Source organism: Lysinibacillus sp. K60 (assembly GCF_019731275.1).
Classification (GTDB): domain Bacteria; phylum Bacillota; class Bacilli; order Bacillales_A; family Planococcaceae; genus Lysinibacillus; species Lysinibacillus capsici.
Map to the genome: position 1 here is coordinate 24108 of NZ_JAASJR010000004.1, position 25910 is coordinate 50017.

25 protein-coding genes are annotated in these 25910 nt (G+C 36.9%); 8 read left to right on the forward strand and 17 right to left on the reverse strand.

The features are described 5' to 3' along the window. Positions 1-123: 123 nt before the first annotated feature. From yihA to HCH28_RS10460, 5 genes are all read right to left on the reverse strand, one after another. Complete coding sequence (gene yihA, locus HCH28_RS10440) at positions 124-705, reverse strand: ribosome biogenesis GTP-binding protein YihA/YsxC (RefSeq protein ID WP_221680896.1); 582 nt, start codon at positions 703-705, stop codon at positions 124-126. Between the two features lie 4 nt (positions 706-709). Then, positions 710-3034, reverse strand: a complete 2325-nt coding sequence (lon, locus tag HCH28_RS10445; RefSeq protein WP_221681086.1) for an endopeptidase La — start codon at positions 3032-3034, stop codon at positions 710-712. A gap of 229 nt (positions 3035-3263) precedes the next feature. After that, the gene (gene clpX, locus HCH28_RS10450) at positions 3264-4535 is read right to left on the reverse strand and encodes an ATP-dependent protease ATP-binding subunit ClpX (protein WP_036075657.1); all 1272 of its coding nucleotides are present in this window, start codon (positions 4533-4535) and stop codon (positions 3264-3266) included. Between the two features lie 681 nt (positions 4536-5216). Then, positions 5217-6506 carry a trigger factor gene (gene tig / locus HCH28_RS10455; protein WP_221680897.1) on the reverse strand — a complete coding sequence of 430 codons (1290 nt, stop codon included), beginning with the start codon at positions 6504-6506 and terminating at the stop codon, positions 5217-5219. Between the two features lie 118 nt (positions 6507-6624). Then, the gene (locus HCH28_RS10460) at positions 6625-7608 is read right to left on the reverse strand and encodes a CDC27 family protein (protein WP_221680898.1); all 984 of its coding nucleotides are present in this window, start codon (positions 7606-7608) and stop codon (positions 6625-6627) included. Between the two features lie 215 nt (positions 7609-7823). On the opposite strand from HCH28_RS10460, the gene HCH28_RS10465 reads away from it, so the two are divergent. The 7 genes from HCH28_RS10465 (at position 7824) to HCH28_RS10495 (ending at position 15099) form a co-directional block, all read left to right on the forward strand. Further along, positions 7824-8288, forward strand: coding sequence for a hypothetical protein (locus HCH28_RS10465; protein WP_066036516.1), 465 nt, complete (start codon positions 7824-7826; stop codon positions 8286-8288). Positions 8289-8529: 241 nt separating this feature from the next. Further along, positions 8530-9372 (forward strand): DUF2785 domain-containing protein, encoded by an 843-nt coding sequence (locus HCH28_RS10470; protein WP_221680899.1) that lies wholly within the window; start codon positions 8530-8532, stop codon positions 9370-9372. A gap of 826 nt (positions 9373-10198) precedes the next feature. Beyond that, the gene (gene qoxA, locus HCH28_RS10475) at positions 10199-11104 is read left to right on the forward strand and encodes a cytochrome aa3 quinol oxidase subunit II (RefSeq protein ID WP_221680900.1); all 906 of its coding nucleotides are present in this window, start codon (positions 10199-10201) and stop codon (positions 11102-11104) included. Between the two features lie 61 nt (positions 11105-11165). After that, positions 11166-13109, forward strand: a complete 1944-nt coding sequence (gene qoxB, locus HCH28_RS10480) for a cytochrome aa3 quinol oxidase subunit I (protein WP_221680901.1) — start codon at positions 11166-11168, stop codon at positions 13107-13109. Between the two features lies 1 nt (position 13110). Then, entirely contained in the window at positions 13111-13710 is a 600-nt protein-coding gene (gene qoxC, locus HCH28_RS10485; RefSeq protein ID WP_004226587.1) for a cytochrome aa3 quinol oxidase subunit III, read from the forward strand. Beyond that, positions 13710-13994 (forward strand): cytochrome aa3 quinol oxidase subunit IV, encoded by a 285-nt coding sequence (gene qoxD / locus HCH28_RS10490; RefSeq protein WP_004226585.1) that lies wholly within the window; start codon positions 13710-13712, stop codon positions 13992-13994. Before qoxC ends, qoxD begins: the two co-directional genes overlap by 1 nt. 247 nt (positions 13995-14241) lie before the next feature. After that, on the forward strand, positions 14242-15099 hold the full coding sequence (locus HCH28_RS10495; protein ID WP_255601140.1) for a DUF6612 family protein: 858 nt from the start codon (positions 14242-14244) through the stop codon (positions 15097-15099). A 60-nt stretch (positions 15100-15159) separates the two neighbouring features. Here HCH28_RS10495 and HCH28_RS10500 read toward each other — a convergent pair whose 3' ends face one another. From HCH28_RS10500 to HCH28_RS10550, 12 genes are all read right to left on the reverse strand, one after another. Then, positions 15160-15579, reverse strand: a complete 420-nt coding sequence (locus HCH28_RS10500; protein WP_221680903.1) for a universal stress protein — start codon at positions 15577-15579, stop codon at positions 15160-15162. Positions 15580-15629: 50 nt separating this feature from the next. After that, positions 15630-16706: a PQQ-dependent sugar dehydrogenase gene (locus HCH28_RS10505; RefSeq protein ID WP_221680904.1), complete on the reverse strand. Its 1077-nt coding sequence runs from the start codon at positions 16704-16706 to the stop codon at positions 15630-15632. Between the two features lie 44 nt (positions 16707-16750). After that, a complete protein-coding gene (locus HCH28_RS10510; protein WP_004226572.1) occupies positions 16751-16912 on the reverse strand; it encodes a hypothetical protein in 162 nt (53 codons plus the stop codon). Positions 16913-17063: 151 nt separating this feature from the next. Further along, positions 17064-17480 carry a YugN family protein gene (locus HCH28_RS10515; protein WP_202341304.1) on the reverse strand — a complete coding sequence of 139 codons (417 nt, stop codon included), beginning with the start codon at positions 17478-17480 and terminating at the stop codon, positions 17064-17066. Between the two features lie 136 nt (positions 17481-17616). After that, the gene (locus HCH28_RS10520; protein WP_221680905.1) at positions 17617-18570 is read right to left on the reverse strand and encodes an alpha/beta hydrolase; all 954 of its coding nucleotides are present in this window, start codon (positions 18568-18570) and stop codon (positions 17617-17619) included. Between the two features lie 29 nt (positions 18571-18599). Continuing rightward, entirely contained in the window at positions 18600-18947 is a 348-nt protein-coding gene (locus tag HCH28_RS25410) for an SDR family NAD(P)-dependent oxidoreductase (protein ID WP_306827455.1), read from the reverse strand. Positions 18948-18952: 5 nt separating this feature from the next. Further along, entirely contained in the window at positions 18953-19321 is a 369-nt protein-coding gene (locus HCH28_RS25415; protein ID WP_370635376.1) for an SDR family NAD(P)-dependent oxidoreductase, read from the reverse strand. A gap of 26 nt (positions 19322-19347) precedes the next feature. Continuing rightward, positions 19348-19782, reverse strand: a complete 435-nt coding sequence (locus HCH28_RS10530; protein WP_221680906.1) for a hypothetical protein — start codon at positions 19780-19782, stop codon at positions 19348-19350. Positions 19783-20053: 271 nt separating this feature from the next. Beyond that, a complete protein-coding gene (locus HCH28_RS10535) occupies positions 20054-20515 on the reverse strand; it encodes an SAM-dependent methyltransferase (protein ID WP_221680907.1) in 462 nt (153 codons plus the stop codon). 91 nt (positions 20516-20606) lie between these two features. Next, positions 20607-21797, reverse strand: coding sequence for a Ger(x)C family spore germination protein (locus HCH28_RS10540; protein ID WP_221680908.1), 1191 nt, complete (start codon positions 21795-21797; stop codon positions 20607-20609). Continuing rightward, on the reverse strand, positions 21794-22891 hold the full coding sequence (locus HCH28_RS10545; protein ID WP_221680909.1) for a spore germination protein: 1098 nt from the start codon (positions 22889-22891) through the stop codon (positions 21794-21796). The genes HCH28_RS10540 and HCH28_RS10545 overlap by 4 nt, the downstream gene beginning before the upstream one ends. Before the next feature lie 21 nt (positions 22892-22912). Further along, a complete protein-coding gene (locus HCH28_RS10550; protein WP_221680910.1) occupies positions 22913-24580 on the reverse strand; it encodes a spore germination protein in 1668 nt (555 codons plus the stop codon). 223 nt (positions 24581-24803) lie between these two features. Here HCH28_RS10550 and HCH28_RS10555 point away from each other — a divergent pair, with 223 nt between their 5' ends. Next, positions 24804-25808: a nucleoid-associated protein gene (locus HCH28_RS10555; RefSeq protein WP_221680911.1), complete on the forward strand. Its 1005-nt coding sequence runs from the start codon at positions 24804-24806 to the stop codon at positions 25806-25808. Positions 25809-25910: the final 102 nt, after the last annotated feature.

The window sequence follows — 25910 nt, forward strand, 5'->3', positions numbered from 1 at the left end:
CTATCTAATTTATCGGACAAATAGTTTCATCATCAAGTATTTTCCCTAATTTTCTACACCACTCGATTGAAAATACAAAAACATCTATTGTCCTAACGGTTTAGATACAATAGATGTTTTTTATTACATTTTCTTTTCGATTGTTTTCCAAGCTTCCTCAAAGCCAAGACCCGTTTCTGATGAGAAGACAATAAGTGGATCACTTTTTTCCATCTCCAGTGTCTCTTTGACAATTTTCTTATGTTTATCCCATTTACCTTTTGGAATTTTATCTGCCTTCGTTGCAATGACAATGCAAGGAATATTGTAATGCTTTAAAAAATCATACATCATACGATCATCAGCTGTCGGAGGATGTCGCAAATCTATAATTTGTACGACTGCTTTTAACTCCTGGCGTCCTGTAAAATAGCGCTCAATCATTTTTCCCCATGCCTCACGCTCTGTTTTAGAAACCTTTGCATAACCATACCCTGGAACATCTACAAAAAATAGCTGCTCTTCAATCTTATAAAAGTTAAGGGTTTGTGTTTTACCAGGCTTTGATGAAATACGTGCTAAAGCTTTACGTCCGATCATTCGATTTATGAAGGAAGACTTTCCTACATTCGAACGACCTGCTAATGCAAATTCTGGCAGTCCATCTTCTGGATATTGGTCTGGTCGTACCGCACTAATGACCATTTCGACATTATGGACTTTCATTTTTTTAAAAACCTCCGTCCAGCGCATAGGCTAAAACTTCATCAGCCGATGTCACTAGTTTAAATGTTAGTTGCTCACGTACACTATCAGGAATATCCTCTATATCACGTTCATTATCCTTAGGACAAATGATTGTCGTTAATCCTGCACGGTGAGCGCTTAATGTTTTTTCTTTTAAGCCGCCGATTGGCAATACACGGCCACGCAAGGTAATCTCACCTGTCATACCTACCTCGCGGCGAATCGGGCGATGTAGAATAGCCGAAACGATAGCTGTTGCCATTGTAATACCAGCTGATGGTCCATCTTTAGGTACAGCGCCCTCTGGTACATGGATATGAATATCATGAGTTTCAAAAAATTCTGCATCCACATTAAGGTGTTCTACCTTCGTACGAACATAGGATAAGGCTGTTTGAGCCGATTCCTTCATTACTTCACCAAGCTTACCAGTTAGTTGTAACTTCCCTTTACCTGGTGTTAAAGAAACTTCAATTTGTAATGTATCTCCACCAACTGTTGTATAAGCAAGTCCAGTTGCGACACCCACTTGATTCTCCTGTTCAGCCTGTCCATAGCGGAAACGATGTTTACCAAGTAAATCTTGTAATGATTTTGAGCTAACCGTTACGCGTTTTTTCTCACCAGATACAATTACTTTGGCAATTTTACGGCAAAGCGTAGCGATTTGTCGTTCTAAACCGCGAACTCCTGCTTCCCGAGTATAATAACGTATAATATCAGTGACTGCTTCATCTTTGATTACCACTTGCGTTTTTTTCAAACCATGCTCTTTAAGCTGCTTTGGTATAAGATGATTTTTTGTAATTTGAGCTTTCTCGATTTCAGTATAGCCCGCAATAGAAATTACTTCCATACGATCTAATAATGGTCCTGGGATGCTACTTAAATCATTGGCAGTTGCAATAAATAACACATTAGATAGATCATATGGTTCCTCAATATAATGATCACTAAATGTATTATTTTGTGCAGGGTCTAAAACTTCAAGCATGGCTGCTGCAGGGTCACCTCTAAAATCATTCGACATTTTATCGATTTCATCTAATAAAAATACTGGATTAATGGTACCTGCTTTTTTCATTCCTTGAATAATACGTCCTGGCATTGCACCAACATACGTACGTCGATGTCCGCGAATTTCCGATTCATCTCGAACACCACCTAAAGAAATACGAATAAACTTACGATCTAAACTTTCGGCAATGGAGCGAGCTAATGATGTTTTACCAACACCTGGAGGCCCTGCTAAGCATAAAATAGGTCCTCGCAGTGAATTTTTCAGCTGACGTACTGCTAAATATTCTAGAACACGTTCTTTGACTTTTTCTAATCCATCATGATCTCGGTTTAAAATATTTTCAGCATGGGCAATATTCATGCGATCCTCTGTAGCATTTGTCCACGGCAATGAAATAAGCCAATCAATATAATTGCGAATAACACCGCTCTCTGCACTAGCTCCAGGTATTTTTTCATAGCGATCTAATTCTTTCAGTACTGCTTCCTTTGTTGTTTCTGGCATACCAGCTTCGTCGATACGCTTCCGTAATTCTGCAACCTCTCCAGTCTTCCCTTCGCGATCTCCCAGCTCCGTTTGGATAGCTTTCATTTGCTCACGTAAATAATATTCCTTTTGCGTACGCTCCATTGACTGCTTTACTTTGGAATTAATCTTCTTTTCTAGATCCAATACTTCCTGTTCATCATGCAAGCGAATAATTAAATGATCTAGTCGTTTTTTAACGCTTAGCATTTCCAATACTTCTTGCTTGTCGGCAATTTTAAACGGCAAATGAGAAGCAATAATATCTGCTAAACGACCAGGTTCTTCAATATCCGTTACAGTATTGATCGTCTCTGTCGTGATTTTATTGGAAGATTTTGCATATTTTTCAAAATACGTCAACAATGTCCGCATCAACGCTTGTGTTTCTACATCTTTTTCTGTTGACTCCTCTTTAATCTCAATATCGACAACCGTATACTTCTCCAACGCACGATAGTTTTTCCACGTTGCACGAGCAACTCCTTCTACAAGGATACGTAATGTGCCATTTGGTAATTTAAGCATTTGTTTGACATAGGCAATTGTACCAACTGAATACAAATCTTGCTCTTCAGGTTGTTCATCGTGCATTTCTTTTTGTGTTACCAATAAAATCATTTGGTCCTCTAACATTGCCTGCTCAAGTGCCGCTACAGAACGATTTCTACCCACATCAATATGTAACACCATCGATGGGAATACTAAAAGTCCACGCAAAGGCAATAATGGTACATTTGTTGTTTTTTGTATTGTCACCATGCGGGCATTCACCTCCGTCAAAATTTTCATGTTAACATCCCGCGCTACTAGTATGTGTTTAAAAAGTTGATTCACACTAGATATTGAAGCGAGCCAAAAATTTCTTCAAGTTACAGCTGCTTTATGTAGGAATGAATAAAAAGCTGACTGTCGATATGTGCGAATATTGCACAATCGAAGTCAGCTAATTACTCTCTATCTCACAACGGTAGACAGCCACGTCTATTCATTATGCTGAAGTTTTAGTGTCGCTACCTTCATCGAGTTCAGTGCCATCTTCAAGAAGCAATTTCGGTTTTTCTTTATCCGTAATTGTTTTTGCTGTAATGATACATTTTTTTACGTCTTCACGTGAAGGTAATTCGTACATTACATCAAGCATTGTTGACTCAATAATTGAACGAAGACCACGCGCACCTGTTTTACGTTCAATTGCTTCCTTAGCAATTGCCACAAGAGCATCTTCATCAAATTCAAGCTCAACGCCATCTAATTCAAGCATTTTTTGATATTGCTTGGCTAGTGCATTTTTCGGCTCTGTTAAAATTTGTACTAGTGCTGCTTCATTTAATTGCTCCAGACTCGCAAGTACAGGTAATCGACCAATGAACTCTGGTATTAAACCAAATTTCAATAAATCCTCCGGAATCAGCTTGGACATGATAGAACCTTCATCTACATCTACTTTATTAGGATCTGAACCGAATCCTATTACTTTTTCACCCTGACGTCGTTTAATAATGGTTTCAATACCATCAAATGCACCGCCAACAATGAAAAGAATATTGGTTGTATCGATCTGTAAAAATTCTTGATGAGGATGTTTTCGTCCTCCTTGTGGTGGAACACTTGCAACTGTTCCTTCAAGAATTTTCAGGAGTGCCTGCTGAACACCTTCGCCGGAAACATCTCGTGTAATAGATGGATTTTCCGACTTACGTGCAACCTTGTCAATTTCATCAATATAGATAATCCCTTTTTCAGCGCGTTCGATATCATAATCAGCTGATTGGATTAACTTTAATAAAATATTTTCAACGTCCTCACCAACATAACCTGCTTCAGTTAAAGAGGTAGCATCCGCAATTGCGAATGGAACATTTAAAATACGTGCTAACGTTTGAGCTAATAAAGTTTTACCGCTACCAGTTGGGCCGATTAACACAATGTTCGATTTTGCTAATTCAATATCATCAATTTTACTATTCGTATTGATACGTTTATAGTGATTGTAAACTGCGACTGCCAATGCTTTTTTAGCACGCTCTTGTCCAATTACATACTCATCTAAAATCGTTAAGATTTCTTTTGGTTTTGGAATATCTTGGAATTCAATTTCCTCTTCTACACCTAGTTCCTCTACAACGATCTCTGAACAAAGCTCGATACATTCATCACAAATATAAACACCTGGACCTGCAACTAATTTACGCACTTGTTCTTGTGGTTTTCCACAAAATGAGCATTTTAAATTGCCTTTTTCATCATTAAATTTGAACAATATGTTTCACCCCTATTCAAGCAACAATCTTACAAGATTATTGAACCTTTATCAAATAAATTGTCTGCATCATTTACGCCTCAGTAATTATGCATGTGTAGATTATAACGCATCGACATGTACTTTACTTCAATTGTCTTTCGAAGCATGCTATAGGAACCTACTTACTTCGCCACCTTATACTGCTATAAAGTTACATTTATTCACTTCCGACACACTACAAACTACTGAATCTCTATTTATAAATCTACTACATTCATCAACCAAGGGTATATCACTCAAAAAATAAATTTTATTTAGTTAGAACCTTTCTGAATGAAGTTAAGTTTAGCATCGAATCAATTTCGCCTTGACTCTAATAGCGCTAGGACTTCAATCAAAATCCTTGACGCCTGCCAGCAGGCACTATCTTCATCCAGTCGTGGTTTAAACACACACTAAAAGGTTAAAAGGTTTACAGCTCGCCATCTATGTGAGATGGGAGTTTTTTGTACCTGACATTATACTTTGGATACAAAAACATCTGCTGAATGAAGATAAAAACTAAAACAATACTATGTATAAGTGAAGTATAAAGTGAATTAATGTTAAGGGGACTGATTTCTAAGAGTTTATGTGATAAAACAAGGCACGGATGAATGCCGTACCTTGTTTTTTTGGGCTATCTAATTACACAAAATCTTATTCAGTAATTTTAGCGTTTTCTACTAAAAATTCAACTGTTTTTTGGATTTTGATGTCGTTTTCAAGTACTGCTGTTCCACCTAAAGCACTTGTGATTTGATCTTTAGTCATGTTAAATTGAGCAGCCATTTTTTCTAATTCTGCTTCAATATCAGCTTCAGATGCTTCAATTTTTTCTGCTTCAGCAATTGCTTCAAGTGTTAATGATACACGCACACGGCTTTCAGCTTCTTCTTTCATTTGGCCACGTAAGTCTTCTTCTGATTGACCAGAGAATTGGTAGTAAAGGTCTAGGTTCATACCTTGCATTTGTAAACGTTGACCAAATTCTTGTAACATACGATCAGTTTCAGAGTTGATCATACCTGCTGGTACTTCAAAATCAGCATTTTCAGCTGCTTTTTCTACAAGCTCATCACGAAGAGCTGCATCTGATTCTGTTTCCTTTTGAGCTGCAGTTTGTTCTTTAATTTTAGCGCGTAAAGCTTCAACGCTTTCAACTTCTGGATCTAATTCTTTTGCAAATTCATCATTTAACTCAGGAAGAACTTTTGTTTTAACTTCTTTCACTGTTACTTTGAAAGTAGCTTCTTTACCAGCTAATTCAGCTGCATGATATTCTTCTGGGAATGTAACAACAACATCTTTAGATTCGCCAGCTTTAACACCAACTAGTTGCTCTTCAAAACCTGGAATAAATGAACCTGAACCGATTTCTAGTGGATAGTCTTCACCTTTACCACCTTCAAAAGCTTCTTCACCAACGAAACCTTCGAAGTCGATCACAGCTGTATCACCTTCTACGATTGCTTCGTCTTCTTTGATTTCAAGCTCTGCTTTACGAGCTAATTGATCTTGAATTTGTGCATCTACTTCTTCATCCGTTACTTCTACTGGAAGTTTAGATACTTCTAGACCTTTATAGTCTCCTAGCTTTGGTTCCGGTTTCACTGTTACTTGTGCAGTGAATGTGAAATCTTGGCCGTGTACAAAGTTTTCTGTACCAGCGATTTCTGGGTAATCAACTGGCATAATTCCAGCTTCATCAATTGCTTTTGCATAAGATTCAGGAACGATGATTTCTAATGCATCTTGGTATAGAGATTCAATACCAAAACGTTGTTCAAACATTTTACGAGGCATTTTACCTTTACGGAAACCTGGTACGTTAATTTGTTTTACAACTTTTTTGAACGCTTGGTCCATTGCTGCGTCGATTTCTGCAGCAGGTACTTCGATTGTAAGAGTACCGATATTACCTTCTTGTTTTTCCCATTTTGCTGACATGTATAAATACCTCCAAATAAATAATCAAGTTTAGATGTTAGACAATTCATTCGTAACTACGATTTTGACAACCATTTTAGTATAACATAGATGTGTATAGTTTCAACTTATTTCATACCTAATGTAGTTCTGTTAACTTTTCTAACATTTGTAAAAAGTCAATGATTTCATAGTCCATTTCTTGTACATTTCCAAGCATCGCTAAGACAAAATCAATATAACTATAGGCAACATCATCTGCTTCGAACGGGTGCCATTCAAATGGATACGTTACAATCGCATGCTTTGCCATTAAATATTGTACCATTTCTAACGTTGATGGGTCTTGTTCTAGCTTCAATTCTAGTATATTTTTTATTTCTCCATACTGCGGTAGCTGGTTAGGCAATACTAATTCAGTAGGATTAACAATTTTGGTTTGATTAAATTTGGCCACTGTAACATTGATAGCTACTTCTTGTTCTACTAATAATATGAGTGCTAGACTTTGGACAAACGGATGGATCGTGGAACATTCAATAATCTCTTTCAATGGCTCTTTTAGTTGTCTTACATTTGTATCCATCAGTCGATGTAAGCGAATGGATTGCTCATTTGGACTAAGTGCCCCAAATTTCTCAAGGCCATATTCCTGTTCTTCTATTAACCGTTGTGCATTTTCTTTTTTTTCTAGATTCTTAGACACTTCACTATTCAAATTTTTTAAACGTTCAAATTTTTCAATTTGATCCTGAGGCAAAACATTTTCTTCAAGTAGGGTTGTAATTAATGACTCTACTTGATGGTATTCTTTTAACTGCATGCATACGGTAATGTACAATTCCATGATTTCTACATAAAATGACGTACCCATTGAAAATAATTGCTCACAAACATTCTTAGTCTTGCTATAGTCCTTTAATTCATACAAGGCAAAAGCATAGGCACTAAGAGCAAGTTCATCTCCAGCTTCGTACACAAATGCCTTTTCAAAACTCGCCACCGCTTTTTCATACTGAAAATTTTCAGCAAACATATGTCCTTCACGTATTAAAGTTTGGACAGCGCCCGGAAAAACAACAACATTGTCATGTTTAATGACATGACGCTTTCTTTTTGTCATTTTTCTCACCTCTTTGTTCTAATTTTTCATTTCTGCTATTTACTAAAAAATCCACAAGTTTCTTGTTTTTAACAAAAAATTATTGCTTTTGCATTCATATTTTGTAATAAATTGTATTATAATTAGAATAGTCTAAAATTTATCACAATTCGCAGACACTCCCCCTTTGTTGTCTGCATCAAGAAAATCAAGTTCTTACACAAGGAGTGGAATCCATGCAATTACTTGATACAATTACAGAGTTTGATCATTGTATCTCATCTACATTCGAGGCATTATCGATTAAAGTCATTTCAATTTCTACAACGGACGGCCCTTTTCAAGATAAGCCGATAGAATTTGAACTTTTAACACGCACCAAAATTGATGTCTTCACACAAGAAGCCAGCACCTATATTTTAAAAATCCAAGGGTGTATTCCTGGATCTATTGCACTTGGTCATCAAAATGAGTCTCTTTCCATTATTCCTCAAAAAGTAAACATTGAATGTAACTACAAGCTGTTACATGTTGATAAAAAAGATATGCAGCAGATTTTACAGCATCCTGAACCAAATCGTCACTATAGTGAATGGCTCATTGATGCAATCAAAAATGCCAATATTCTTGTCGAGTTAAAGACAAATCAACACACGCTCACTGAATGGCCAATTGGCATTAAATCAGCAGTCATTATTTAGCTAGACAAAGACATACTTAAATAGGTATGTCTTTTTTATTGTTCACATTTTAGTTTTACCATTTAATTGCGTTTCTATCATAACAACTTTCTATAGTTTCTGGAAATAATATTGTAAAAATTATGTTTTAAAGAGGACATTCTAACTGTGCTTATTTAAAATGAAGGTTTCAAATTTATCCCTTCGAAATGAAATGGCGCTATAATATATAGTACAAAAATAAGTTGGGGGCTTTTTTAACATGGATATTAAAGAAACATTACAGTCTTTTTCAACAATGACACTGTCTGAGCGTCAGACATTTATGTTCCAGCATAGTGATTGGCTATTACAGGAGATGTTAACCCATATTGGCTCAGTTGATGCCGAATTACGAGACCACCTCATTTATCGCACCTTTGTTGATTTACTAAGTGATAATTTATTGAGTTCTCAACAACTTCAATATTTGTTTGATACAGTTACAGGTGAGGATTTTTTATATTTACATATCGGAGATAAAACAGAGGATAGTGTCTTTACTCGTTCGTTTTCCGCTTTACTAGTTGCAGGTCTTCTTGCAAAGGACGCTGAATTACTCGTTTTAAGAGAGGAAGACCTAGAAGTGTTCTTCAAAAAAATTGGCCGTTATTTGTTATTAGAACAGGATACGAGAGGATATGTTCAGGAAAAAGGTTGGGCACACAGTATTGCACATGGTGCAGATTTAGCTACAACAACAATAAAACATCCAAAATTCGATTTACAGTATGCACCATCCATTTTACATGCATTAAAACTTGTCACTTGGAAAGAAACAGTCTTTGTTAACGATGAAGAGGAACGTTTAATTAATATAGTGGATGCGTTATTACTTCGGAATTACTCAGAGGAAGCACTGATCGAATTTGTTGAGCAGGCTTTTGATAAATTCGAAATGCATTTAATGACACAAGGTTATAATGAGCTCTTCTTTAGTGGCAGAACTTGTACCTTAAACTTTATGAAAACACTGTATTTTTCTTTGAAAATGAATAATAAAGCTCCACAGCTTCAAAATACGATTTATGGACAAGTAGCCAAATGGCTGAAGCTTGGTGATTGACAGGTAATTTTAAAAATGCTGAATTACACCGCTTAATTCTTGATAACATAATTTTTTTCTAAAATACTAGCAAACTAAGAACGGTCTTAGTTTGCTTTTTACTTTTCAGATAAAACAAATGAAGTAAAAATATGGATATTAAAGAAAAACAGTTATTATATTAACATAATTAATATTTCACTCCATTTATTCCCTCCTTACTCATTCCTTTCATTGAAAATTCAACCTATTGTTTCCATAAAACGTCATTGCATCTACTCCTTTTTTGGATAAAAGGCAAATAAAAAATCCCAATAGGACTGGTATGACAATGATTTTATTACAAAACAGCGTCTAAAATGTGAAATACCATTTTTCACATTTTAAATTATTTACTTAGGTAAACATCAGGAATGCAGTATTTTCAACGTTTCCACAGTGTTTAATAAATAAAACCTATAAATACCAATACTAAAATAACGATTTTTGTTCAAAAAATGTTCAAATTCAATACCGCTATACTATCATTTTCATAACAAAATTATGTTTTTTCTTAAAAACAGGGCGTATAATCCAATGTGCAAACAACGAGAGAATGTGGCAATCGTAGTTAACCAAGTACGTATTTAAACGATTGTGCACATCATTGATTTTGCTAACGCTTGCATCAGATCAATCAACACTAGATATTATGTTTCATATTGAACCATGCCATTGTAATTTCTTATGTTGTTGATTGATACGCCAAGATAAAAGAGGTGACCTCAGTATCAACTATTTGTAAATGTGACACTGACAAAAAACACATGAATTTTATGAATAGCCGTTCTATAGAAAGGAGTCAAACATGAAGAAAAAATTAAGTTTAATGTTAGTAGCATTGAGTGCGATTGCTCTTCTTGCTGGATGTGAACCATTAACAGTGTTCAATCCAAAAGGACCTAATGCTGAAACATTATCAAACACAATTATCTTATCCATTATTACAATGGCCTTTATATTGCTAGTCGTGTATGTGCTTTTGGCTTTTATGCTTACAAAATATCGTGCATCAAAAGCTGCTGCAGATTATGAGCCTCCTCATGAAGAAGGAAGCCATCTGCTTGAAATTACATGGACAGTAATTCCAATTATTATCGTAGCATTTTTAGCTGTTGTAACAGTAAGAACAACATCTACAGTAGAAGCTCAACCAGCAGGTTATGACGATAAGGAGCCTTTAGTGATTTATGCATCATCATCAAACTGGAAATGGCATTTTAGTTATCCAGAAGAAGGTGTTGAAACAGTTAACTATGTAAACATTCCGGTGGATCGTCCAATCGAATTTAAGCTTTACTCATTTGGTCCAATTACAAGTTTCTGGATTCCTCAATTAGCAGGTCAAAAATATGCTATGAGTGATATGTTAACAACAATTCACCTTGCAGCAGATGAAGTTGGTTCATTTATGGGACGTAACTCCAACTTTAATGGACGTGGCTTTGCAGAAATGGAATTTGAAGCACAATCTATGACACAAGAAGACTTCGATAAATGGGTTGCTGATGTTAAAGCGAAAGAGGCACCATTAACAGAAGAAAAATTTGATGAGCTTTTAGAGGCAGAACATGTTGGTCGCCAAAGCTTCTCATCTACACACTTAGACTTTAGACCAGCTCCAATGGAACATGGTAAACACATGAATATGGATGAAATGGATCATGGAGATATGTCTGAAGAAGACATGAATAATGAACATTCTGGTCATTAATTTGATTTTATCGTTGAACGAATCGAGACATTAATTTTTAATTCTGAAAGGAGCGCATCCAATGAGTATGGAAGAATTATTCCATCCAATGCAAGAACCGATGATTTTAGCGGCAGCTATTAGTATCGTAGTTGGTGCAGTGGTTATCGTAGCAGGCCTTACTTATTTCAAAAAATGGGGCTATTTCTACAAAAACTGGCTATCAACTGTTGACCATAAAAAAATCGGGATTATGTATATCGCAGTAGCTTTATTAATGCTATTCCGCGGTGGTATCGATGCACTATTAATGCGTGCACAAACAGCCGTTCCAGATAACGGACTTCTTGATGCACAACACTATAATGAAATTTTCACAACACACGGTTTATTAATGATTCTATTTATGGCGATGCCATTTGTTATCGGCTTAATGAACATTGTCATTCCACTTCAAATCGGTGCACGTGACGTTGCTTTCCCACGTCTAAATGCTGTCAGCTTCTGGTTATTTGCAGCAGGTGCTGGTTTATTAAACTTATCATTCATTATCGGTGGTTCACCAGACGCTGGTTGGACAGCCTACTTCCCTCTTGCAAGTACGGAATTTAGTCCGACTGTAGGGAATAACTATTATTCTTTAGCCCTTCAATTATCAGGTATTGGTACTTTAATGACAGGTGTTAACTTTATCACGACGATCATTAAAATGCGTGCCCCTGGTATGACATTAATGAAAATGCCAATGTTTTCTTGGTCTATTTTAATTACAAACATTATTATCGTATTCGCGTTCCCAGTATTAACTGTAGCGCTTGCTCTGATGATGTTTGACCGTCAATTCGGCACAAAATTCTTTGCGATGCAAGACGGTGGTATGGATATGCTTTGGGCCAACCTTTTCTGGGTTTGGGGACATCCTGAGGTTTATATCGTTATCCTACCTGCTTTTGGTATTTTCTCAGAAATCATTGCAACATTCGCACGTAAAAACTTATACGGTTACAAATCAATGGTGATGAGTATGGTGGTCATTTCCCTACTATCATTCGTAGTTTGGGCCCATCACTTCTATACAATGGGTCATGGTGTAATGGTAAACAGTGTTTTCTCTATTACAACAATGGCAATCGCAGTTCCTACTGGGGTTAAAATATTTAACTGGCTACTCACAATGAGGCACGGGAAAATTCAATTTACAACACCGATGCTTTATGCACTTGGCTTCATTCCTATCTTCACAATTGGTGGGGTTACAGGGGTAATGCTAGCGATGGCAAGTGCTGACTACCAATATCATAATACGATGTTCTTAGTTGCCCACTTCCACTATGTATTAATTCCAGGTACAGTATTTGGTGTCCTTGCAGGTTACCACTACTGGTGGCCAAAAATGTTCGGTTTCCGTCTAAATGAAAAATTAGGGAAAGCTGGTTTCTGGTTCATTGCCATCAGCTTCAACGTAACATTCTTCCCATTATTCATTTTAGGTTTAGATGGATATGCTCGTCGTATGTACACTTATTCTGAGTCTACTGGTTATGGTCCATTGAACATGTTATCGTTCGTCGGTGCTCTAGGACTTGCAGTCGGCTTTGCTTTAATCGTCTACAATATTTACTACAGCTGGAAGCATATGCCTCGCAATGAAAAGGCAGATGTTTGGGATGGTCGTACACTTGAGTGGGCTACTCATTCTCCAGTACCAGAATATAACTTTGCCGTAGTGCCTACCGTTACTCGCTTAGATGAGTATTGGTTCGCGAAAAAAGAAGGTCGCGATATTACTGCAGGTACAATCGAAAAAATTCACATGCCAAATAATACAGGCACACCATTCTGGATGAGTGGATTCTTCTTCCTTGCAGCATTCTTCGCTGTATTCAATATGTGGGTGCCAGCCATCATTAGTATGCTTGGTGTATTTGGCTTCATGATCCATCGTTCTTTTGAAAAAGACCATGGTCGTTATATTTCAGTTGAGGAAGTTATGGCAACTGAGAAAAGCTTGAGAGGTGATAAATAATATGAAAATCGATTCTTCACTTCCATTAGAATATAGTACAGAGGAAAATCGCCTAAAAATCTTTGGTTTCTGGATTTTCCTTGGCGCCGAGATCGTGTTATTTGCCACATTGTTTACTGTGTATTTCACACTTCACACACGGACAGGTAGTGGCCCAAATGGTGCTGAAATCTTTGAGTTAACTCCAGTTCTATGGGAAACATTCTTATTATTAACAAGTAGTTTCACAATTGGTCTTGGTGTTCATGCAATGCGTATCGGTCGTAAAAAAGCGATGATGACATTCTTTATCATCACTCTACTACTAGGCCTTGGCTTCTTAGCCATTGAAATTGATGAATTTGTCACATATGTACACGAAGGTGCGACGATCCAAACAAGCGCATTCTTATCGTCCTTAATGACTTTACTTGGAACGCACGGTGCCCACGTAACATTCGGTTTCTTCTGGGGCGTAGCTATTTTAATCCAAGTAGCAAAACGTGGCTTAAACCCACAAACGGCTAATAAAGCGTTTATCTTCTCACTGTACTGGCATTTCCTAGACGTTGTTTGGATTTTCATCTTCAGCTTCGTCTACTTGAAAGGACTGATTAGCTGATGAAGGAATTATTCCCAAAACAACATGTGATGGGCTTCGGCTTCTCACTATTACTAACAATCGTAGCTTTAGCAGTTGTTAAATTTGATATGTCTCTTAATATGGCATTTGGAATTTTACTAGTAACGGCTCTTGCACAGGCAACTGTACAATTAGTATTATTCATGCACATCGGTGAATCTGAAGATAAAAAAACGTTATATACAACCATTTTATACTCAGTATTCGTAGGTGTTGTGACAATCATTGGTACATTATTTGCTATGATCTGGGGTTATAATTGATCCATTACACTACGGTGTAAGCAAAAGGCTGTCTGAACTTATCGTCCTTGTATGATAAGTTCGTGACAGCTTTTTTGTTTTATCCCTATTCATTTGGTAATTATCACGTTTACCACTTACAAAAGTAGGAATAATGTTATTTTTTTAATAAAAAAATAGTTCTTTTCTAACAATTTATGAAACTTTTCCTTTTCTAGTGCGTATAGTAGTAGATAGTGTTTTTTACTAAGAATAGGAGATGAAAGTAATGAAGAAAATTTTTAAAGTATTAGCAGTCGGAACACTAGCGTTGACACTTGCCGCTTGTAATTCAAGCGCTACGCCTACGAAAGACACAACTAATAAAAGCAAACTCACTTTAGAACAAGTGTATGACAAGGCAGTAGATCGCCAGGCTGATATTCAAAGTGCAAGTGCTAAAATGGATATGACACAGGTGACAAAGGTTGGGTCTGGTGAAGAAGCAATGGAGTTTTCAATCGACTCCAAAATGGAGATGGATATCATCGTTGATCCACTTGCAATGCATTTATCAGGATCTATGACAATGCCTGATATGATGAATGAAAGTGAAGAAACAATGGACATGCCAATTGAAATGTATATGAAAAAAGATGCAGGCTTATTTATGAAGGATTCGACAACAGACAGCTGGTTAAAGCTCCCTGATGAGAACTTTGATGCCATATTAGATCAAACGGCGGCTTCTGCTGATGCGAAGGAACAGCTAGAACAATTGAAAAAATTCATTAAGGACTTTACATTTGAACAAACGGATGATGAATATGTCCTTACATTAGATGCAAAAGGCGATAAATTCAAAGAGCTAATCGATTCTGAGATTAATAAGTCTATCCAAGAAATGGGTCTAGAAGAAAACCCAATGGATCAACTATCAATTGAAAAAATTAACTACGTGCTACACATCGATAAAGAGACTTTCGATACGAACAAAATGGATATGAATTTTGACTTAAAAATGGCCGTAGAAGGTGACGAATTGTTAATGAATACAAAATCAGTCGTTACGTATACGGAATTTAATCATCTAAAAACAATTGATATACCTCAAAGCATTATTGATAACGCTCAAACAATCCAATAATAAAAGAACCTGCTTGTCGACTAGCACAAGCAGGTTCTTTTACTCTAAACTATTTAACCACTAACGAACAATCAACACATCACAAAGCGCATGACGTACGACTTTCTCTGCCACAGAGCCTAACATCATTTTTTCCATACGATTTAACCCAGTTGCACCACAAACAATTAAATCAACCTGAGGTAATTGTGTTAAAATACCTTTTGGTGAACCTGTTTCTACAATGGATTCGACCTCTTTGACTCCTGTCTGTAACGCCTCTTTTTCTAGCTTTTCCATTTTAAGAATGTTTTCCTTCTTCAATTGCTCGGCATATTTTAAGTCATATGCTGAAACTGCTCCAAACGATTTTGTATCAATGACATTCACCAATTGCAAAATAGCATTGTGTTCCTTTGCTAATTGACTCGCTCTATCCAATGCTTTTAATGATTGTTCTGAGAAATCAATTGCTACTGCGATCTTAAGATAGTTTGCCATGTTTGTCCTCCCCATTCTTCCTACCATTCCATGTTTTCTCAAATATTATATCACAATGGCGTTCGATATAGTTTATCATCCTGAGGTTGTGGATTTCCACGACCATCTGTATTATTGCTAATAAAATAAAGAAACTTTTCATCCACAAAGACATCACGAATTCTACCAAATTCTGATAGTAATTCATTGTGTTTGTTCTTATTTATATCAAAAGCTAGGACTGCTGTACCTCTTAGGGCAGCGACATATAATTGATCATTTACAATAGCAATGCCTGATGGAGCCCATGTGGTAGAAGCACCGGATGTAAAAAGAGGTGTTATCATCCCCTGCTCTTTCTCCATTCCTTCAATAAGAGGCCAGCCATAATTCTTCCCCTTCTCAATGATATTAATTTCGTCATTTGCTGCATTGCCATGTTCACTGGCATACATCGTACCATCAGTAGACCATGTTAAGCCTTGTGGATTTCGGTGTCCATAGCTGTATATATAGGATTGAGGAAAAGGATTATCATTCGGTATGGAGCCATCCAAATTGATGCGCAAAATTTTTCCTTCTAAAGCCTTCACGTCCTGTGCTAAAGAAGGTTGTGTTGCATCTCCTACCGTTGCATACAGCTTTCCGTCAGGACCTATTTTCAATCGTCCACCATGATGATATGTACCACTCTTTATTCGATCCATAATAAGATCCTGTTCGATCCATTTATTATCGCTAAACGTTAACGTAACAATACGATTAAATTGTTCCTCTTCCTCGACATACGTATAATACGCATAGGCAACTTGACTGGTAGGAAAATTAGGTGCTAATACAAATCCCAACATACCCGCTTCTGGCGCAGTTGATAGCTCCTTTTTCAGGATAATCTGCTGCCTATCAACGCTCCCTTCCGCAATTTTTACAATACTGCCTAGCCTTTCTGCTATATAAAAGACATCTCCAATTTTTTGAATCGACCAAGGTGTCTGCAATTGATCTGCTAGTATTTCAACAGAGGAATTCATACCATCTATCGCGTGATTTCCCTCACTCTCTAACCTTTTATTGGTATTATTCTTCGTTGACGTACAAGCAACACATAGAATCATTGTTAGCAGTAATAAAGGCATGTAACGTCCCATGATTAATCATCCTCTCTTTTGTGAAAAATAGAAAGAGACGCCACCTAGACGCCTCTCTTACTTTTTATACTTTCAAGCAGGATTATTTCACCAAATGTTCTTGTTTTTTCTAACACCTCTAGAAAGGCTTCTTTACGATGGATGAGTCGTTCTTGGTGCAATTTCTGATAGGAATGCTGAAAATCATCTATAGCTATTTTATCCATAAACTCACCTCATATAGTAGTACATGCTAATACCATTATAATGTTGGAAAATTCTTACGACAATTCTATTTGTATTTTTGATTACATGTTCCCAAAATAACAAGGAGAAAAGACATATAATTTCTTGCAGCAGCCATTTAAATTTATCTAGCTAATGAATGAAAAATGGAAGTACTTTTTCTTCCACAGCTTGTTCACCTGCTTGAATCCATCTACTTTTATCATGAATGTATCCATCTTTATCAAGCGGGGTTTGAAATTGGCTAACACCAGTTGCATCTAGTAAGGAGCCCTCATCATAATCTAGACCAATATTCTCAACATGCTTAATGACAAATGGCTTTTGAAAACGAATTTGAGCATCTTCATTATCAAGCTCTCCTGATGTGACGATAAAAGGGACACGTAAATAAATAGTTTCTCCTGCCTCTTTCCATAATACCGAGTCAAAGCTACCTTTATAGTACTCCCAATTCCCGCCAATCGTGAAACCCCGATCGGCAATTTTATCTCGTAAATAGCCAAACCCTATCTCTTTTCCAACAATTTTTGATTCAAATTGTAACATTTTACATTCTCCTCCTTTCACTCGATAAAAGTTTAACCTAAAAGACGCTATTACAAACTAGCTAAAAGATCATTTTGTTTAACAAAAAAATCCCGAAACCTGAGTAAATTATGGTTTCGAGATTTTCGTAAATTTTTTATAAAGGCACTGAAATATTTCGATGTAACACATATTTAGCAGCTTCTACATACTCTTTGACAGCTCTTTGACTGACTGCAGCTGTAGGAACAATACTCTCAAAACCATGATAGCAGCCTGGGTATAAGTGGAATTCAACATCTACTCCAGCCTGACATAGCTTGGTTACATATTGCAAAGTCTCATCACGAAACGGATCAAGTTGACCAACACATGTATAAGTAAATGGTAAACCTGATAAATCATCCGCTCTAGCTGCTGCGGCATATGGTGATACATTGTCGCTACCATTTTCGCCATTCAAATACATTTCCCATCCCTTTTGATTGAGTGAGTGGTTCCAGATCATATGTCCCGTAATTTCTAATGAAGATGGGGTATTATTGCGATCATCAATCATTGGATAGAGCGGCATTTGGAAACTAAGCTTCGGATAATTTCGATCACGCGTAAGTAATGCAAGTGCAGCTGTGAGTCCACCACCAGCGCTTGCTCCAGCAATCCCTAAACGGGTAGGATCTATCCCTAATTCACTCGCATGATCTGCTACCCATTTTAACGCTGCATAGCAATCTTCAAGAGGAGCAGGATAAGGATGTTCAGGTGCAAGCCGATAGTCTACAGATACCACAACACAATTCGCTTCATTGACAAAGCGCTGACAAAGCACATCATCTCCCTCTGGTGCTCCCAAGACATAGCCACCACCATGAATCCATAGCAGGCCTGGGTATATTTCCTTTTGCTCTTTTGACTTATAAATACGAAGACGAAGAGAATGATTATCATCAGGCCCTTGAATGACTTTATTTTCTACTATAATGTGCTCTTCTATTGGAGTGGGTACAGCAACGGCTGCCATTCCTTCTCTTGTAGCTTGTACATTATCCAAATCTAATGAGGGAAAAATTGCTAACGTTTCTTTTAGTTCTGAATCAATACGATGTTCCATTAAAATCCTTCCTCTCTTATTTAAATGTTTTACGATGTTAAACCGCCATCAATTGTGACGACAGCGCCATTCACATAAGAAGCTTCCTGCGAAATTAAGAAAGCGATTACATTTGCGATTTCAGTTGGGTCTGCCAATCTACGTAATGGTCCATTTTCTTCTGGACTCGATGCCAATCCTTTTGTCATGTTTGTCCTCACGCCACCAGGACAAATTGCATTCACTCGAATACCTTTAGGTCCATATTCCATGGCTGCCGTTTTAGTTAATCCAATTACACCTTGCTTACTTGCCGCATAGCCACCTAGATAGGGCTGTCCCTGTATACCGGCTGCTGAGGATGTATTCACAATGACACCTGATTGCTGTTGCTCCATTTCTTTTAATAATTTAAGCCGAGAAATGCCCCTTTAAGATTGACTGAGATTACTCTATCAAACGTCTTCTCTTCTAAATCCCCCAGTAGTGTTGGTGGGCTTAAAATACCTGCATTATTGATAAAAGCATCAATCCTGCCAAATGTTTCTTTTGCAGCGTCAACATATTTTTTGACATCATTGCTTTGTGAAACATCAGCTTGGACAAAAATTGCTTGTTGTTGATGTTCCTTCACAGCATGTAGTGTGTCTTGTCCACTTTTTTCATCAAAATCCACTAAAACTAATGCCTTTCCCTTAGTGGCAAGCAATTTTGCAGTCTCTCTTCCTATACCACTTCCAGCACCTGTAATAATGACTACTTGTTGCCTCATATTGATATATGCTCCCCTCTCACAAACTATGATATTGATTTTAATTTCATTAACTTAAAGCCTTCATAATTGTTTTGAGCTACCTCATTACAATGTTTTGTGTAATAATCAAATCCTCCTAGATAAATTAAAAAACTTCGAGGTTTGCCCTCAATATTGGCTCCCGTATACCAGGAATCACCTTTGACGTAGAGTGTTGCATTAGCAACCTCTTGACAATGTTTGCTCCAAGCTTCCTCTGCTTCTAAAGCTGGTTCCACAAGGTCAATGTCATGCTCACGCAAGTATTGCATACACTCGGCAACCCATTCGACATGCTGCTCAATTGCAATTGGCATGTTTACGAGGACAGAAGGGCTTTCTGGTCCCGTAATCATAAATAAATTTGGAAAACCTGCTGTTGTGAGTCCAAGATAGGTTTGAACAGCTGCCCCACCCTTCCATTTCTCCTTTAATGTCACGCCATTCCTTCCTCGGATATCAATCTTAAATAATGGCCCTGTCATGCCATCATAGCCTGTCGCAAAAATGATGATGTCTAAATCAAAATGGTTATCCGCCGTTTGAATACCTTCTCCTGTAATTTTTTGAATGGGTGATTCTTTTACATCAACCAGTAAAACATTCTCCCTATTATAGGTTTCAAAATAATCGCTATCTAAAACCTGTCTTAGGGAGCACGCTACTCCCCTTTTTTAGAAATCCACAATTTTCTTCGCTTTAACAACTTTCTTACCCCCAGTAGGCCTTCATTAAATCTATTGACCACACTGGCTGTTTAACATCCTCTTTAGGTAAAAATTCTTTCATTACAGGCTTTATATCTAGTATAGGTGTGCCATCTATGGCGTCTAGCCCTTTAACGATTAATCCTCTCGATTTGACCTCTAACAATGCAACAATTGTACTTCCTAATTTATTAGGTCTATTCTTACCTCTTTGTGCAAAAATGCCGACCTCATGATAATCATGATTATTTCTCGGATGTCTTGCCTCATATTGAATTTGATCGTCTGTAACCTTATCAAAATAAAAAATAATTTCTAGATGAGAAAAATCTTCTATTCCTTTTAAGGACGCCTCTAGGATATGATCAGCAAGTTCAATAGTTGAAATAATCTCTCCCCAATGATCATCTTTTATCATTTGCCTATTGTTACGAACGGTAGCGATTGATTGAATAGTATATTGCATGTCTTTTATCCCCCATCTTTTCGAATATCTACTATATGTCTTTTCATTCCAGTATAAACTAAATGGACAGAAAAAAAGATGATTAACGATGTTAATCACCTGACGTGCCATAATCCTTAATGGAAACATTCACTTCACATGCAATAGGAACCTCACTAAACGTTTGATCCCATTCTTTTTTTCTTTTTTGCCATACTTTCGGGTAATCGATTCTAAGTTTATTGCCAAACCCAGAAACATCTGTTTGAAATTCATGTTGCGTTTTATCTAATGCTTTCCTCACTAATCGCTCTATCTCTTTTTCAAATACTTTCTCTGCTTTTTTCAAAAATTGATTGTCAAATGCTTTATCTGAGAGAACCCAATGTTCAGCAATTCTTCCCTCTGATTGAATTTTTATCGTAAAGGAGATTTGATCCCCCTTTACATGTGGAATAATTTTACTTTTAGCTGAAATAATTTCATACACAATAGGTGCTCCTGACTCCTCATCAAACCCTTTGACAAGGCCACCTTTCGCATCGCCAGACATCCATGCAATTCCTTCTAGGTCACTCTCATTTAAAAATCCTCGTAGCTTTTTGGTTTTTCCTTCAATGATAGCAGCGCCTGCAAATTTTACTTCTCCATTTTCCGTACTCACATTTTGCAATAAAAAGCTAGAGTCTGAATACAACTTCCCCTCTAGTTTGGCTACGGTCATCGGAGGCAAAATTTTAGTCGTCCTTTCATGTCCCTCCATCATTTCTACTAATTGAAAGGCAGGAATTTTCGTTGGTTCATTTGTTTCAAGTACCTGACTTGCCTGATCCTGAGCAATAAAGAGCAGTCCACTCGGCCGTATTTCTAATTCTCTTAGAAAAAAATCCAACGTTTGCTGGAGATTGATAGTACTAGCTAAGTCCTCACCAATAATGATTACTTTGGAATGTTCAGCAAAGGAACGTTTATCAACCTTTAACAGCATATTTCGTAAAGTTGGTAACACCGCATCACCTGTCTCAGAAACATTTTTATACGCTTTTTCTGGCAATGCTCCCTCTTTTGTTCCAGAAACCGTTGTCTCTGACGTAACAAATTGATTAGTAATTGTTAGCAACTGTCTGTTTGCATACCTAGCATCTTGTTGCTCTTCAGAGGAAACATCACCCGTTTCTAAATCCAATGATGTACCTACAATAAGGCCTAAATCCTCAATCTCTTTACTACTCCAACATCCAGTAAGAAGTAAGGTTACCGTCGCAACTAGAAGTAAATGTACACAACAATGTATTCGCTTCATGCTTTCTTTCCTTTCAATTTCGAAATAAGGAGTAAGGTTATCGGTACTAAACCAAATAAAATTAATGCAGCATGACCAATCTTATCGCCAAATGTAAAAAGATCATTAATATTTTTAGGTGTCATCGCAATAATGTAGATAATTGGCAGTAATCCATATAAGAAAGGATGCATATTTTTCTTAAACAGATGGGCTAAGCCTAAAGTGGCGGCATAATAAGTAATCGTAAAGGTAGCAAAGATTTGCATAATCCAAATTACAAGAAGAAATGACTCAAAGCGTTCAAAAATTAAACCAGGGATTTCAAAACTTCGCATTAATTCAATCGTTGGCCAAGTCCTTGTCATAACACCTTCAATAGATAGAGCACCAATGACCATCACAACTGTGATGACATAAAAGAGCAAAGGTATGGCTATACCCGCCAGTACAACCTTTACGGCTTTTGATTTATCAGATGGGTACATAAATGCCACAAGTAGTAGCATAATTTCAGGCCCTAAAAATGCCAGGGTCGCTGTTTTTATTCCCTTTAACATCGGAACAACGCCCAGACCGAGTACTGGTCTCAAATTATCAATTTCAAAAATCCCTAAGCTTAAAAAAGCCACAAGTAAAAAAATAACAAAGGTAATAGGAAAAATGATTTCAAATAAGCGTGCGATTGTATTGATGCCACCGCTTATTAAGTAAAGCCCAACCCATAAAAAGGGCAAAATAATCGCCCAAGTGGGGGTCCCTTCTAATAAGAAGAGAGAGGTTACTTCAGCCATGATGCGAACTTCAAAGGCAGAAATGGTAAAAAAGTAGGCAATTACACACGCACTTATAAACCAGCCTAACCACTTCCCTATGATATCTTGATTATATTGATAAAATGTTTTGTCAGGGTATTGTTGGCTTAGCTTCACAATGATTACACCTGCAATCATTGCAACGACACCACCTAAAAATACACTAATCCAAACATCTGGCGTTTTTACTTTTTCAACAGATGCACGAGGTAAAGTAAGAATCCCAGTGGCAAGAATATAGTTAATAATAATAACAACTGCTTGTGACGTCGTTATTTTATCTTTCATACTGCTGTTCATGGCTGTTTTGCTCCCTTTCTCTTATTCCCCTTTGCGGACCGAATCTTTTGGCTTTAACAATTTAGGACGATGCTTCATCATCTTTAACGGCATTCGTACCATAAAATCTTTCCAATCACCTGCTCGATACGGAATAGTTGGGCTCAAATATGATACACCGAAGCTCTTTAGCTTTACTAAATGACTGCAAAGGAATAAGAAAAATAGAATGATGCCATATAGTCCAAATAAAGCTGCGGAAAACATCGCGACAAAACGTAACATTCTTAGCGTGATACCAGCATTATATTGAGGGATAGCAAAAGAGGAAATTGCTGTTAATGCAACCACAATGACCATGATCGGACTAACAATTCCTGCCTGTACGGCGGCTTCTCCAATAACAAGTCCCCCAACGATCCCCATTGTCGGACCAATCGGCTTCGGTAGACGAAGTCCTGCTTCTCGTAATATCTCAATAGCGACTTCCATAATGAGGGCTTCAATCAAAGCTGGGAACGGTACTCCCTGCCTTGTTGCCATCATGGACAGCGCTAGTTTAGTGGGAATTAAACCTTGATGAAAAGATACAAAAGCAATGTACAGGGATGGGCCAAATAAAGAGATGCCTGCAGCAAAATAGCGAAGCAAGCGAATAAGAGAGCTCGACAACCAACGTTCATAGTAATCTTCTGGTGATTGCAGTAGCATATTAAACGTGACTGGCACAATTAATACAAAGGGCGTTCCATCTAAAAGAATTGCGACTCGTCCCTCTAGTAACGCAGCAATAACCCGATCAGGACGTTCGGTACTCTGCACTTGCGAAAATGGACTGAGGTAATTATCCTCCATCAATTGCTCAATATATCCCGATTCAGCAACATCATCCAAATGGATTGTTTCAATTCGTTCCTTCACCTCTTTGACGAGATTAGGCTGCACAATTTCATCTATATAGGCTAAAACCAACTCTTTTTTCGTACGTTCGCCTACTTCCATCTCAATAATCGATAAATTTCGATTCTCACCATGCTGCCTTAATAAAGAGGTATTCACACTTAATTTTTCTGTGAAGCCCACCCTTGGTCCACGTACCATTGCTTCAGAAACAGGCTCCTCAAGATTTCGAGTTTTGCCATGTGCCGTGCCAATGATAAATACATTCTGTATGCCATCCACAATTAATACAGTGGAACCAGTTAATACTTTGCCAACAGCTTTCATGACTTTCGATTCCTCTAGCAGATCGCTCACTGGTAGGATTTCATTTCTAATTGATTGTTGTAGTTCATGACCTCTTAAAACAGACGACTTTCCTGTATGTCCATTCATTAATGATTTCAAAATATGTTTGTCAATTAATTCTTTATCGCATAATCCCTTAAGAAAAACGATTGCTGCACGATTATCCGTATTTCCTATTTGAAATTCTCTAAAATGAATATCCCAATTATGGCCAAGTTCTTTCCTCATTTGTAAAAGATCTTTATTATAATCCCCTGTAAATTGCTCTAACGTTTTTTGAACAGGGATGTGTACCCTCTCACCTTCTTCACTTTTTTCTTTCATCTCAATTTTGCCATTGCTCTTATTAACAAATAAAAAAACATGAAACAATTTATAAATTAAATATGGAATTAAAAATGCTAAAAAGCCTTGTAAAAAAACTTGCCAATGTGGCATGTAGGAAATCACCTTTTCCCACATATTGATCACCCTCTTTAGTACACTTGTACAGAGTATCTCTACATGTTTTTATCTTTATCTAAGCAGCAGTATTTTAAACTTCCAATCCTCAACATTCTTTCATAACAAGACACTAACATTCGGTGATCATAAAAAACCAGCCTCAAATGAGTACTGGTACTTATAAAAGCAATCTTTAGCTTATGGTATACTAGCTACTATGAAAAATTAGAAGGTGAAATTTATGCTAGAAGTCAGTGAAAGTAAATTAGCACAATATAGTCTACATTTTTTGAGTGAGACGCTTATTTTAGGAGAAGAAGTTTTTACACAACCTGAGGTCATGTTAGAAGCAGCCTTTACACAGCTCGCTTTTAGTAAAATTGATTTGGAACAGCAATATGAATTTTTCCATGAAAGCACTATTACACTCAATGAAGTTTTTACGTATTCGAGAGCTATTTTCGAACAGGGAAGTAACTTCCTAGAACATTCACAAAATATTGCCAAGCACTTACATAGTGTGTCACAGCATCCTAACATTAAAAGCGGAGAACTGTTTATTGGCCTCTTTGAAAATTGTTTACTATTAAATGAGGCAAAAAAGATTATCGCTATTGTCAAAATTGATGAAAAAGAAATGTTTTTAGATGTGAAAAATGAACACAATCAAATGATCGTGAACGGCGTGGATGGCATTAACGTTAAGAAAATTAATAATATGGCTATTATTGTTGATATGGGACAGGATCAATCTCCTGCTGTTTATATTAAAACAAAACGTAAGGAAGATATTGTTTATTGGCAAGAACGATTTTTAAAAATTAAGGCAGCGGATGAGCATTATTATAAAACCAATTTAGCATTAACAGAATGCAAAAAATTCATTTTAAAGGAAGAAAATTATACAAGCACAGAAAAACTTGGGCTCTTGAATAAAACACTGGATTACTTTAGAAATGAAGAGGAATTTCAGGTAAATCATTATATTGAAACTGTTTTTGAGCAAGCGGACACTACTCAAAAAGATATCATCATTAATTCGGTCAAACCCTATGAGACTGTCATTTCTGATAGTGCGCTAGAAAAGGCTGAAAAGAAATACAAACGTAAAATCAAACTGGATTCCAATATTGAAATCCAAGTAAATATTCAACATATCGACCAAATAGATGAATTAATTGAAGTTGGCTATGATGAGGCAACAAATCGCAAATTCTATAAAATCTATTTTCAGGATGAGCAGTAGAAGAGCTTGGATTAAACGGATGCGTCTGCAAGCTATCTTACGAGATTAAACATTAGAATGACAGCGTCTCTCCTAAAATCTTCAATTAGGAGAAAAGAGCTT